Below are 13,276 nucleotides of genomic sequence, written 5' to 3' on the forward strand. Positions count from 1 at the left end.
CCCCGGTGGCCCCAGCGGCACCCCCGGCGGTCCCGCCGCCATCGCCGCCGACGCCACTCGTGTCGATGGTCACGCCCGCGACGGCGCCACCCACGGCGGTGCCCATGCCGGCGCGGTTCGGCGGAATCGCGGGGTTCATCGGATCCGCGACGCCGTTCGCCGGCACGCCGCCGTTCGCGGGAGGCGCCATGCCGCCGGCGCCGGGCACGCCGGCACCGCCCGCGACATTCACGCCACCGGCGCCACCGCCGTTCGCCGGCGCATCCGCCCCGGGCTGGCCGCGGTTGAGTTTGCTGATCCGCGCGATGCCCTGGCTCAGGTCCGGGCCGACGGCCGACGCGTCGATGACGGGCGAACTGCGGTCGGCGCCGTCCTTCTGCCAACGTTCGACGCGCAGCGTACCGGAGACGATCGCCGGATCGCCTTTGCTGAGCGACCCGAGGATGTTCTTCGCGAGCGACCGGTAGGCGCACACGCCCACCCACGAGGTGCCTCGGTCGCGCCATTGCCCGGCGTTCTGGTCGTAGAACCGCGGCGTGACGCCGAGTCGGAACGAGCATGCGGGGACTCCCGCGCCCGTGGTGAAGGGGACGGGGTCCGCCCCGAGATTGCCGGTGACGGTCACCAGCGCTTGTTGGATGCCCATGTGAGGTCCTTTCCGGCCGGCTTCCTCGCCGGCGCCGTTGCTGTCCGCGGGCGTGCGCCCGCAATGGTCGTGTGATGGCTGTTCGGTTATGGACCGGGGAAACGATCCGACCGGGATTCGCCGTCCCGATCACGCCGATTCCCTCGGCTCCTCCAGCGTGCGTCATCGCGCGCCTGCGCCGCCATCGCGAACGGGTGATGTGGAAAGAGCCCCCGTCTCCGGGCGTGTTGTGGATGACGTGTGGATGGAAGCGGGTTATCCACCGTCATGCCAAGGACGTTGACGATCCCATGCGCCGCCGTTCACGCCACGCGCGGCCCCCAGCACACCCCACGCGCCGCCCCTCACGCGCTCTGCCGCTCGTACATCCTTCCGCTGCCCTCCAGCGGCGTGCGCCGTCCCAGCTCGGTGGATTCGCGCACGACCATCGGGCATTCGACGCTGAACACGCCGTGATGCGGGTGCCCGTTGATCGCGTCGAGCAGGTATTTCGCGGCCATCTTGCCGATCATCGCGATGTTGTTGTCGAACGTGGTGAGCGTCGGATGCACGTTCGCGGCGAACACGAACCAGTTGTCGTGTCCGATGACGGCCACGTCGCGCGGCACGTCCTTGCCGATGGCGGTGAGCCCGCGCACCGCGCCGCGCGCTATCTCGTCGCTCAGGCAGTAGACCGCGTCCAGGTACGGGTGTCGTTCGACGAGCAGCCGCGCCGCGCGTTCGCCCCATTCCTCGCCCCACGTGTCGAACAGCACGTCGACGGGTTGGAAGTCGTAGAGCGTGAACGTGCGTTGCGCGCCTTTCGCGCGGTCGCGCGCCGCTTGGAAATCCTCGGATCCGGCGATGATCGCGATGTAGCGCCGTCCGATGCTCAGCAGGTATTCGATGGCCTGCGCGCCGGCGCCCACGTTGTCGCAGATGATGCTGCAGTCATGCGGGTCGGTCGACGGATCGTATGTGTAGACGACGGGCAGTCCCATCGTGGTGCGCGCGTCGAGCGGGCGGCGCGGGTTGGTCGTGTCGCCGACGACGATCAGCCCGTCGACGCCGTAGGCGGCGAGCCTGTCGATGTGGCTGCGTTCCAGCGACGGCTGTCCGTGCGAGCTCATGAGCAGGGCCGCGTGGTTGGAGGCGCCGAGCGTGGTCTCCGCGCCGGTGAGCAGCGGCAGCGAGAATCGTCCGTTGTAGTCGGAGGTGATGAGGCCGACGAGTCCGGATCGGTCGCGTCTGCCGCGGCGCGTCCCGGCTTTCGCCCGGTCGGTGGGGCTCATGTAGCCGAGCCGCGCGGCCGCCGCGGCCACGGCGCGTTGCGTCGACGCGGAGATGCGGTCGGTGTGCCGCAGCGCCTTCGACGCGGCGGACACCGACACGTTCGCCTCCCGCGCCACGTCGGCGAGCGTCACCTTGCGCCGGTCGTTCCCTCTCATTCGATGACGGCGTCCTCGAGCAGGCGCGTGGAGCCGCGGCGCACGAGGCGGCACGGCACGTAGTCGACGCCGTGGCGCTCCTTGCCGTCGACGGCGTCGAGTAGGTAGCGCGCCGCGCACCTGCCGACCGCCTCGCCGCTGTTGTCGATGCTGGTGATCGTCGGCACGGTGGATTGGGTGACGATCGGACGGTTGTCGTGCCCGATGACGGCCACGTCGTCGGGCACGCGGATGCCGCGACGTTCGAGCTCCTCGATGGCGCCGCGGGCGAGCGGATCGTTCTGGCAGATGACCGCGTCGAACGTCACGTGTTCGTCGTCGATGAGACGGCGCACGGATTCGCGTCCCCACGGCTCCTCCCACGTGCCGTACCGGACTTCGCCGGCCGGTTCCATGCCGAATTCGGCGAGCGCCTCCAACGTGCCTTTGAGACGGTCGCCGGAGGCGATGAAGCGTTTGTCGCCGGCGATCACGGCGATGTGGCGGCGGCCGCAGTCGATGAGATGGTTGACGGCGATGCGTCCCGCTTCGAGGTTGTCGCAGGTGACGGAGCAGTCGGTCACGTCGGTGGACGGTCCGTACGCGTAGACGATGGGGATGCCCCAGTCGCGTCCGAGCGTGGGATGCGGGTTGGTTTCGTTGTGGATGACGATGAGTCCGTCGACGTTCATCGAGATGAGCTGTTCGACGTGTCCGGGTTCCTGCGCGGCGTCGGATTGCGCGTTGGCGAGCAGCACGCTGATGCCGCGTGAGCTCATCTCCTGTTCGATGCCGACGAGCACCGGGCCGGTGCAGTGCGAGGTGAGGTCGTAGGTGAGCACGCCGACGCTGCTGGTGCGGCCGCCGGCGAGCGACTGCGCCTGCTTGTTCGGCGAGTATTCGAGCCGTTGCGCCGCTTCGAACACGCGTTTGCGGGTGGCTTCGCTGATGCGCGGCTTGTTGTGCAACGCCTTGGAGGCGGTGGAGATCGATACGCCTGCCGCTGCGGCCACGTCCTCCAGACGTGCCGCGGTGCGTGCGTCCTTGCCCATGGGTGGCGTCCTTTCTGCGGTGGTCGACGGCGGCGGCCCGGTGATGGTCGCGCGGCTCGTCGTGCATCCATCGTAGCCGATGGATAACGGGCCGTGCCCCGGTGCGTGGATCCGCGGGAATCCGCACGCCGGGGCACGGCCGGAAGGAAGGAGATGGGAAGTAGGGGGCGGACCGGATCAGGCGTTGGCCTGCTCGGCCTTCAGCTGGGCCTCGTGGCGCTCGGCCAGCTCGGCCTTGATCTGCGGCTCCATCTTCTCGAACTTGCGGTAGAAGAGCATGATCACGGCGACGATGATGTAGACGATCACCGGCAGCCAGATGAAGCAGAAGCTGATCGCGTCGAGCGCGGACTGCGGCTGGGTCTTCAGGCTGGCGTCGAAGCCGGCGGCGCCCATGATCTCGAGCGGGAGGAAGGCGCCGAAGCCGGAGCCGACCTGGATGCAGAAGGCGGAGCCGACGGCGGTCAGGAAGCCGGCCGCGTGGATGCCGGTCTTCCACTCGCCGTAGTCGACGGTGTCGGCGAGCATGCCGAACGGCATGCCGCAGGCGATGGCGGCGCCGAAGACGCCGATGGTCCAGAAGATGACGGCGAGGGCGACGGAGTCGCCGGCGAGCGGCATCAGGGCCTGGCCGATCATGCCGGTGACGAGGCCGATGATCATGGTCAGGGTCTTGCTCTTGGTCTTGTTCGCGATGATCGGCATGGCGATGGTCGCGAGGATGCCGAGCACCTGGACGCCGTTGAACAGGGAGGTCAGGTTGCGGTTGTCGAGGATGTACTGCGCGTAATAGGTGGACACGCCGTTACGGGTGGACTGGGCGACCCAGTAGATGACGAAGGCGACGACGAGGATGATCCACGGCCAGTTGCCCTTGGCGGCCTTGAGGGAGTCCTTCATCGGGATCGGCTTGTTGAGTTCCGGATGGTAGTTGCGCTCGTTGAGGTTCTTGAAGGAGAACAGGAGCAGCGCGATGGCGATGAGACCCCAGATCGCGGTGACGATCATGAAGCCGGTCTTGTCGCCGCCGCCCACGAGGGTGCCGAAGAAGCCGACCAGCGGGATGGTGAAGGAGGAGGTGATGAAGGAGCCGATGGAGCCGCCGCACATGCGGAAGCTGTTGGCGTTCATGCGCTCCTCGGGATCGGAGGTGAGGTTCGGCAGGATGGCGGTGATCGGGGTCTGGATGCCGGTGTACACGGCGCCGGCGGCCAGAATGTAGGTGATCAGCGCGTACCAGAACTTCGGGGCGCCGTCCGGCACGGACGGGGCGGTGAAGGCGATCCACACGGTGACGGCGAACGGGATGCACAGCCACAGGAACCACGGGCGGGACTGGCCCCACTTGGTGTTGGTGTGGTCGACGATGGAGCCCCACACGACGGCGGAGATGGCGTCGGCGAAGCGGGCGACCAGGAGGATCGTGCCCGCGCCGAGCGCGCCGGCGGCCGGGATGTGGAACACGTTGGTGTAGAAGTACATGATGTACGAGGAAATCGTCACGTACAGCAGGTTGCCTGCCATATCGGTGAAGGAGTAGGCGATCTTCTCCTTGACCGACAGCTTCACTGCGGAAGCGTCCTGAGTTGCAGCACTCATTGCTTTTCCTTCTTCGTTGATTGTTTGGAAAAATCTCATTGCCGGGCTCCCCCGTGGGGAGCCCGCGTTTTCTCTCGGCCCCCTCGTCAGGGGGCTGGGGCGGGATCAGAAGTCCGAGTCGAACCAGACCTGCATCTGGCCGACCTGGCGGTTCGCCCACGCGTAGTACGGGATGAGCTTCAGGTCGTAGGACTTCTCCCCGACCGGATGCTCCTCGACGTCCGCGTAGAGCGGGAACTCCATGTCGTCGTGCGTGCGCTTGGTGGCGGGCACGGTGATGACCTCCACGCCGTCCAGCTCGCCGAAGTGGTATTCGGCCTTCGCCTTGGCGGCGTCGTGGCTGCCGATGTGGTAGTTCCACAGCGGTGCCGAGTTGTCGGCCTCCTCCGCGCAGTAGACGATCGGACCGCGCATGACGGCGATCTTGCCGATGTCGTGGCGCACGACGGTCTTGGAGCGCATGAACTTGACGGCCATGTCGAGGTCGAGCGTGATCGTCGTGGTGCCCGGGGTCACCTCGACGGTCACGAAGCCGTCTTCGACGGGCAGACGGCGGGCATCCTCGCCGTTGACGGTCATCTCGTGCTTGTACGCGGACCAGGACGGGATGCGCACGAGGAACCTGACCGGGTCGACGCCTTCCGGCACGTCCACGGTGAACTCGATGTGGCCGTCCCACGGGAAGTTGGACTTCTGGGAGACCTTCACGCCGTCGAAGAACTCGGCGTCGTTCGCGATGAACTGGTGGGCGACGATCTCGCGCTTGTCCTCGTGCACCGTGTACAGGTAGCGGTCCACGGAGGCGATGAGGCGGGCGATGTTGGCCGGGCAGCAGGCGCAGCCGAACCATTCGGCGCGGTGCATGAGCACGTGGTAGCGGTCCGGGTTGTGGTCGGTGGCGGTCGGGTCGGCCTCGAGCGCGTTCACGTAGTAGAAATGCTTGCCGTCGAGCGCGATGCCGGCGATGGAGCCGTTGAACAGCTCCTTTTCGAGCACGTCGGCGTATTCGCCCTTCGTCTCGATCTCGAGCATCTGCCTGGCGAGGAAGCTCATGGCCACGGAGGCGCAGGTCTCGCCGTACATGGTGTCGTTCGGCAGGTCGTAGTCGTAGGTGTAGGCCTCGCCGACGTGGGTGGAGCCGACGCCGCCGGTGATGTACATGCGGCGGGTGACGATGTTCTTCCACAGGCGCTTGGCGGTCTCCTCCAGCTCCTTGTCGCCGGTCAGGCGCGCCACGTGGGCGACGCCGGTGAGCATGTAGCCGACGCGCACGGCGTGGCCTTCGGCTGTCTTCTGCTGGCGGATCGGGCGGGCGGTCTGCGTGTACTCGTGCGTCCAGCCGCGCATCTGCGGGAAGATGTCGGTGGAGCCGTCGCCGATCTTCTCGTTCTGCTTGTCGTAGAAGCTCGGATCCTTGCCGCGCACGTCGATGAAGAACTGCGCGAGCTTGAGGTACTTCTCCTCCTTGGTGACCTCGTAGAGGCGGGCGAGCGCGAGCTCGATCTCCGGGTGGCCGTCGGCGCCGGGGATCTTGCCGTCCTCCTCGCCGAAGTTGGCGTCGAGGCAGGCGGCCATCTTCTCGGCGACTTCCAGCGCCTGCCGGTTGCCGGTGACTTCGTAGTACGCGACGGCGGCCTCGATGTAGTGGCCCATCACGTACATCTCGTGGGACTGCTGGATCTGGGTGAAGCGCTCGCGGTTCGCGAAGGCGCCGGACTTGATGATGTACGGGGTGTCGAGGTAGCCGTCCTCGCGCTGGGCGCGGGCGATGAGGTCGACGAGCTTGTCGCACAGCTCCTTGAGCTGCTCGTCCGGCTCGTAGGAGAGCGAGTAGGCGGCCTCCTCAAGCCACTTGTAGACGTCGGAGTCCTGGAAGACGAAGCCCTTGAACTCGCCTTCCTCCTCGCCGGCGGCGATGCGCAGGTTGCGCACGGCGCGGCTGTAGTGGTAGTCGATGTCCTGCTGGGCGCCCGACGGGTCGCGCGGGATGTCGATCTTCTGCTCGTCGTTGATGACCGCCCACTGGTAGGGGATCACCTCCTTGGCGACGTTCTCGCGGTATCGCTTCCAGAATGGCGACGTCACCGTGACTTTCTGGCTCATGCCTCGTCCTTTCCGCATGTGATGGACCCGGTCGCCCGTGCCCGTCGAATGTCGATGTCGTGAAGTTCTTGGCCGTCGTGCTCGCTCCGTCGTCATTGCGCCGGCGGCGTCGCTCGCGGGAGGGACATGCCGCTGCGCAATCGATTTCGTGTTCCTCCGAACGGCTTCGCTATGCAGTGTACGGAGTAGCGAAAAACTTTTTCTCCGGTTTTCGCGGTTGCGAAATTTTTCGCTGCGATGCGCGGCGCGACACCGGTGTAAGCGGTCACCGATTGCGCGGAATCATGCGCGACACGCCCCGTCGCGGGTCGACGTCGTACGAAAAGAAGAACCTACGCGCGTGGCGCGGCGGCGGAGTCGCGGACGACGAGTTCGCCGGGCAGTTCGACGAAACGCGGCGGCAGGTCGGGCGCCCCGACGCGTTCGATGAGCAGCGCGGCGGCGCGGCGGCCGGCGGCGGCGAAGTCCTGACGGCAGGTGGTGATCGCCGGCGACCATACGTCGGCGAGCGGATGGTCGTCGAAGCCGACGACGCTCACATCCTCCGGCACGCGCACGCCTTCGTCCTCAAGTCCGCGGATGACGCCCATCGCGATCTCGTCGTTGCCGGCGAACACGGCGGTCGTGCGGCGCGCGTCACCGCCGTGTTCGCCGCCGCGCGCGGCGTCGTCGTGCGCGAGTTTCCGCCCGATGGCGCGGGCGTCCTTCGGATCCCACGTGCAATGCAGCACGTCGGGGATCGGCCGTCCGGCGGCGCGCAGCGCGTCCTCCCAGCCGGCGGTGCGGCTGTAGCCGCCTCCGCCGCCGGGGATCGTCACGTGCGCGACGGTCGTATGCCCGAGTCCCAGCAGGTATGCGGTGAGCTCGCGGCCGGCGCGGTTCTCGCACAGGTCGATCTGGTCGAGCCGCGCGACGCCCTCCACGCGGTCGCCGGCGATCGCGACCTTCGCGACCGCGTCCGGCAGCATGCCGAGCGCCTCGTGCGCGGCCGCGTCGTAGTTGAGCACGACCACGCCGCCCGGATTGAAGTCCATGACCATGTCGACCGACGCGCGCAGCGCCTCCGTCGAACCGCCGTTCAGTTTGGCGATGGTGACCGGATAGCCGTGGGCGCGGGCCTCGTCCTCGACGCCCTGGATCGTCATCGCGGAACCGTACAGCGTGGTGTTGCTCGACAGCACGGCGATCGACTTCATCGCCGAGGTGACGAGTCCGCGCGCGACGCGGCTGGGACGGTAGCCGAGCAAGGCGATGGCGTGGGCGATGCGCGCGCGGGCGTCGTCGCTGATCTTCGGCGAATCGTTGAGATAGCGCGACACGGTCGACACCGACACTTCGGCGAGCGCGGCGACGTCCTTGATGACGGGCGCGCGTTTTCCCTGCTTACGTTCCATCATCCGCCAGTATACGACCGTCCTTCGCTCACATCACATATGGTACCGATACCATCCCTACAAAATCGCCATATCAAAACACCTGTTTCGATTTTGTGGTATCGATTCCACGCGCTATGATGAGTGCCGTCACACGTCATCGACGATCCATCCCTGACAACGATCCACGACAACGAGGTACCACCATGCAGATGACCACCATCACCATCAGCCAGCCGCCGTCGGCAGGCGACGACCATACGGGGGCGCACGCGGCTCCGGCCACGACGCCGGTGCGCATGACGATCGGATTGGAGGAACGTCGGCTCCCCCACATCGTCGCGATCACGCGCGCCGCGGCGCCGACGGTCTCCGTCTCGGCCGCGGCGACAGGCACCGCGGCCGAGACGCCGCTCGCCGCCGACCCGCAGTTCCCGCAGACGCTCGACGCGGGACTCGCCCTCGGCGAGGCGCCGACCATCCTGCCCACGCAGTCGGAGGGTTGGACCGGCACGCCCGCCATCCAGCTGTCACGCGGCGGCGTGGAGCTGTTCCCCGCGTTCGCCGTCACGCGCACCGCGCATACGGCGGACTCGTTCACGTTCACCGCCGAGGACGCCGAGGCGCGGCTCACGCTGACCGGCACGCTGGCGATCGGCCCGGAGGGTCTCGTCCACGTCGACACCGCGATCACCAACGACGCCGACGCGACCGACGACCGCACCGGCCACACCGCCGACGCGACGCTCGTCGTCAACCGTCTCGCCCCGGTCGTCCCGCTGCCGCCGCAGGTGAGCGAGGTCGAATCCTGCACCGGGCATCATCTGCGCGAACGCGCGCTGCAGCGCCAGAAGCTCACCGAAGGCGTGTTCGCGAAGGAGTCGCGCATGGGCCGCCCGAACTTCAACGCGACGACGCTGCTCACCGCCGGCGAGCGCGGCTTCGGGTTCGAACATGGTCTGGTCGTGTCGGCGCATGTCGCGTTCAGCGGCAACAGCGTGACGTTCGTGGAGCGCACGCCGTACACGCATGGCGTGATCGGCGGCGGCGAACTCACATATGCGGGCGAGATCGCGCTCAAGCCGGGCGAGACGTATCATGCGCCGCGGCTGCTGGTCGCGCTCGGCGACGGTCTCAACGACGTCGCCTCGCGCTTCCACGCGTATCTGCGCGCGCGGCATCCGGAACTCGCGAAGCCGCGTCCGGTGATGCTCAACACGTGGGAGGCGATGTACTTCGCGCAGAGCGAGGGCAAGGTGATCGCGCTGGCCGACCATGCGGCCGAGGTGGGTGTGGAGCGCTTCGTGATCGACGACGGCTGGTTCAAGGGGCGCCGCGACGACACGAAGGCGCTCGGCGACTGGCAGGTGGATGCGACGCTGTGGCCGGAGGGTCTGGGCACGGTGGCGCATCACGTGCATGATCTGGGCATGGAGTTCGGCCTGTGGTTCGAGCCGGAGATGGTCAGCCCGGATTCGGATGTGGCGCGCGCCCACCCGGATTGGATGCTCAGGCCCACGGCGACGCGTCTGCCGATGGCGTCGCGCGCGCAGCAGGTCATCGATCTGACGAATCCGGCGGCCGCACGCTACGTGGAGGCGGCGATCGACACGCTCGTCTCCGAATACCATATCGACTACATCAAGTGGGACCACAACCGGTTCCTCACCGAGCCGCTCTCCCCCACGTCGGGCCGTCCGGCCGTGCATGCGCAGACGGAGGCGTTCTACGGCATCGTGGACCGGCTGCGCGCCCGTCATCCGGGATTGGAGATCGAATCCTGCTCGTCGGGCGGCGGCCGCATCGACGCGGGCGTGCTGGAACGCTGCTCGCGCGTGTGGGCGTCGGATTGCACGGATCCGGTGGAGCGCGCGGACATCCAGCGCGGCACGTCGCTCATCGTGCCGCCGGAGATGATCGGCGAGCACATCTCGGAATCCCCGAACCATGCGACCCGTCGCGCCACGTCGCTCACCACGCGCGCGGCGATGGCGTTCTTCGGCCATCTCGGCATCGAATGGAACATCATGAAGCTCGATGACGCGGGTCTCGCACGACTCAAGCGTTGGGTGGAACTGTACAAGGAGCGTCGCGCGGCCCTGCCGCAGGCGACGCTCGTCCACGCGGACGCGCCGGATCCGGCGGTGCGCGTCGACGGCCTGGTCGCGCCGGACCGTTCGCGCGCGGTGTTCCGGTTCGCCGCGGTCGCCTCCTCCGAGGAGTATCCGTATGGTCTGATCCGTCTTCCCGGACTCGATCCGGCGGCCCGCTACCGGATCCGTCCGCTCGGCGGCGTCGACCTGTATGCGGACGAGTTCAGCCCGAACTGCCGCACCACGCTCGGCTGGTGGACCGACGAGGGCGTGGTCGTGGACGGCGCGACGCTCGTGCAGTGGGGCGTGCGTCCGCCGCAGCTCGCGCCGGAGCATGCGGTGCTCATCGACGTGACGCGCGCCTAGCGCCCCACGTCCGGAACCCCGCTTAGCGCCCCGCGTCCAGCGCCGTCTACCGCCGCGCGGGTCCGGTGGATTCACGTTCGACGAGCTCACCGGCGAGCTCGTCGAACGTGGTCCACGCCTCGCCGCGCGGTCGTTCGTTCACCACGTCGTCGATCTGCTGTTTGAGCAGTTCCACCGCCCGTGCGCCCGCGTCGCCGAACCGTTGGCGCACGGTGGTGAGCGGCGGGTTCCATACTTTCGCGAGCGTGTGGTCGTCGAATCCGGCGACGCTCACGTCGTCCGGCACGCGGCGGCCGGCGAGCGCGAGGCCGCGCATGAGTCCCATCGCCACCTCGTCGTTGCCGGCGAAGATCGCGGTGACATCGTCGTCATCGCCGAGTTCGCGGCCGATCGCGATCGCGTCCTCCGGATTCCATGTGGTGGCGACGGGTGCGGGCGCAGGCACCTGGGCGTCGCTCAACGCCATGCGCCAGCCGTCGGCGCGCGCGTCCACGTCCGCGGGGACGGACACATAGTGGACGGTCTTGTGGCCGAGTTCCAGCAATCGTTGCGTCATCGCGTAGGCGCTGTCGTATTCGCACAGGTGGATCTGCGCGCGGTCCTCGTGGCGCGGGCCGCCGACGATCGTCATCGGCGTGGAGGCGGGGATGTGCGAGACGACGCTGTCGGTCAGCCGGTCGTAGTCGATGAGGACGACGCCGGCGGGACTGCGGTCGAGGCAGTCGCGCACGCTGGACAGCAGTTTTTCGCCGCCGCGCGCGTCGAGCACGCAGATGGAGATCGAATAGCCGATCTCCTGCGCCATGCGTTCGACGCCGGCGATGGTCTGTGTGCGGCCGTACAGCGTGGTGTCGGCGGTCATCACGGCGATGGATTCGCTCATGTCGAGCGCGAGGGCGCGTGCGATCGGGTTGGGCCGGTAGTTGAGCTTCTCGATGGCGGCGGCGATGGCCGTGCGCTTCTTCTCGCTCACACGGTCCGGATCCTTCAGGTACCGTGACATCGTCGGCACGGAGACGCCCGCCACGGCGGCGACGTCGCGGATGGATGGGGCGTTGCCGCGTTTGCCTCTGGGCATGGGGTGTGTGTTCCTTCCTGATCTTCGGTACGGGCGACCATTCTACGCGACCCGCGCTACCGATTTATACCGGTGTAAATCCGCGTGCGGGAGCTGGCGAGGGTGACGTGGGGGCCGACGTGCGGGCGGCTCGTACCGGATTCTGCGAATGGGAAAGGGCGCTCCCCCGCGATTGGGGGAACGCCCTGGATGAAGGGGTGGATGCGGCCGTCACATGGATGCCGCACGGTCGGACGTCACGCTGCCGGACGTCACGCGGTGGCGACGGCGGCCTTGGCGGCGGGCTTCTTGTGGGTCAGCTGCCAGACGGCGACCGCGGCGATCATGATCGCAAAGCCGACGGTGAACCACGGGAACGGGGCGGCCGGGTCGGTGGAGCCGGTGATCGTGGCGATGGCCTTCATGGCGAGCGGCGAGGCGAACACGCCCACGTGGAACGACAGGATGATCATCGTGGACCAGAACGCCTGGGAGCTCTTGGTCGCGTACTTCGGGATGCGGTTGCACAGGAACGGTCCGAGGATCGGGCCGGGGAAGTTGAACAGGAAGAACCCGGCGACGAGCACGGCGTAGTTGTTGCCGGCCACGGAGACGAGCAGGCAGCCGAGGAAGTAGATGCCCATGCCCACGTAGTAGGTGTTGTCGCCGAACTTCTTCTCCAGGAAGCCGTAGACGAAGCCGGCCACGACGGCGAACAGGATGCCGATGGAGATGATCACGGAGGAGTCGTGGTGCGGGTCGTTGAGGATCTTCTGGGCGATCTCGGCGAAGCGCACGTTGATGGAGTTGAAGAACACCATGTACAGGGCGGCGCACACGCAGAACGCGCCGAGCATCGGGCTGGTCTTGTCCGGGTAGGTGTTGACGTTGCCCTCGTCCTCCATGTCGGAGGAGCCGGTCTTGTCGAGGTGCACGTCCGGGACCTGGATCCAGAACCAGATGAGCACCGGGAAGGCGAACAGGTAGACGATGAAGGCGCCCTGCCAGCCGGCGATGAGCACGAACACGGAGACGAGCGCGGTCATGATGGCCTGGCCGAGGTTCTCGGTGGCGCCGCGGATGCCGAGCAGCGTGGCGCGGCGGTTGCCGGAGTACATCATCTGGATGAGCGTGATGACCAGCGAGTTGTAGAGGCCGAGACCCATGCCGAACAGCACGCGGGCGGCCATGACGACGGCGAAGTTGGTGGCGAACATCGGCACGAACGCGGTGATGCCGACGAGGAACAGGCCGGCGCCGATGACCTTCTTCAGTCCGAAGAAGCGGGCGAGCGCCGGGGAGATGAGGAGCGTGGCGAGCGCGGTGAGCGACGGCGTGGTCGAGAGCAGCTCGGCGGACGTGTTGTCGACGTTGAGCGCGCGGCCCAGCTGCGGGATGACGCCGTTGACGACGCTGTAGCTGGTGAGGAACAGGGAGGCGGACAGCATCGGCAGGATGACCGCCAGGCTGTTCACGTCCTTCTTTTTCGTTGACATGGTTGTGGTGTCCTTGTTGTTGGTTGGGTTGGTTGTACTACAGTCTTCGCCCCCGCCGGCGGGGGCTGTCGGCGAAGCCGACTGG

The 13,276-nt window shown here is 67.5% G+C and carries 9 protein-coding genes; 1 reads left to right on the plus strand and 8 read right to left on the minus strand.

Features of this window, described 5'->3' with window-relative positions:
• The 6 genes from Uis4E_RS11680 to Uis4E_RS05520 all read right to left on the minus strand — a co-directional run.
• Window positions 1-646 (minus strand): single-stranded DNA-binding protein (locus tag Uis4E_RS11680; RefSeq protein ID WP_133125405.1); only part of this gene is annotated, 646 nt, incomplete at its 3' end.
• 344 nt (window positions 647-990) lie between these two features.
• Window positions 991-2,073, minus strand: a complete 1,083-nt coding sequence (locus Uis4E_RS05500; RefSeq protein ID WP_101622213.1) for a LacI family DNA-binding transcriptional regulator — start codon at window positions 2,071-2,073, stop codon at window positions 991-993.
• A complete protein-coding gene (locus tag Uis4E_RS05505) occupies window positions 2,070-3,104 on the minus strand; it encodes a LacI family DNA-binding transcriptional regulator (RefSeq protein WP_101622214.1) in 1,035 nt (344 codons plus the stop codon). Before Uis4E_RS05505 ends, Uis4E_RS05500 begins: the two co-directional genes overlap by 4 nt.
• A 177-nt stretch (window positions 3,105-3,281) precedes the next feature.
• Window positions 3,282-4,703 (minus strand): MFS transporter, encoded by a 1,422-nt coding sequence (locus Uis4E_RS05510; protein ID WP_101622215.1) that lies wholly within the window; start codon window positions 4,701-4,703, stop codon window positions 3,282-3,284.
• 105 nt (window positions 4,704-4,808) lie between these two features.
• Complete coding sequence (locus tag Uis4E_RS05515) at window positions 4,809-6,806, minus strand: glycoside hydrolase family 127 protein (protein ID WP_101622216.1); 1,998 nt, start codon at window positions 6,804-6,806, stop codon at window positions 4,809-4,811.
• A 332-nt stretch (window positions 6,807-7,138) separates the two neighbouring features.
• Window positions 7,139-8,203 (minus strand): LacI family DNA-binding transcriptional regulator, encoded by a 1,065-nt coding sequence (locus Uis4E_RS05520; RefSeq protein WP_101622217.1) that lies wholly within the window; start codon window positions 8,201-8,203, stop codon window positions 7,139-7,141.
• A 182-nt stretch (window positions 8,204-8,385) separates the two neighbouring features.
• Here Uis4E_RS05520 and Uis4E_RS05525 point away from each other — a divergent pair, with 182 nt between their 5' ends.
• The gene (locus Uis4E_RS05525; protein ID WP_165784863.1) at window positions 8,386-10,638 is read left to right on the plus strand and encodes an alpha-galactosidase; all 2,253 of its coding nucleotides are present in this window, start codon (window positions 8,386-8,388) and stop codon (window positions 10,636-10,638) included.
• A gap of 46 nt (window positions 10,639-10,684) precedes the next feature.
• Here Uis4E_RS05525 and Uis4E_RS05530 read toward each other — a convergent pair whose 3' ends face one another.
• Together Uis4E_RS05530 and Uis4E_RS05535 are read right to left on the minus strand one after the other, a co-directional pair.
• Window positions 10,685-11,716 carry a LacI family DNA-binding transcriptional regulator gene (locus tag Uis4E_RS05530; RefSeq protein WP_101622219.1) on the minus strand — a complete coding sequence of 344 codons (1,032 nt, stop codon included), beginning with the start codon at window positions 11,714-11,716 and terminating at the stop codon, window positions 10,685-10,687.
• Window positions 11,717-11,967: 251 nt separating this feature from the next.
• Entirely contained in the window at window positions 11,968-13,191 is a 1,224-nt protein-coding gene (locus tag Uis4E_RS05535; RefSeq protein WP_101622220.1) for an MFS transporter, read from the minus strand.
• Window positions 13,192-13,276: the final 85 nt, after the last annotated feature.

Origin of the sequence: Bifidobacterium parmae (assembly GCF_002860365.1) — a bacterium.
In the GTDB taxonomy this organism is placed as follows: domain Bacteria; phylum Actinomycetota; class Actinomycetes; order Actinomycetales; family Bifidobacteriaceae; genus Bifidobacterium; species Bifidobacterium parmae.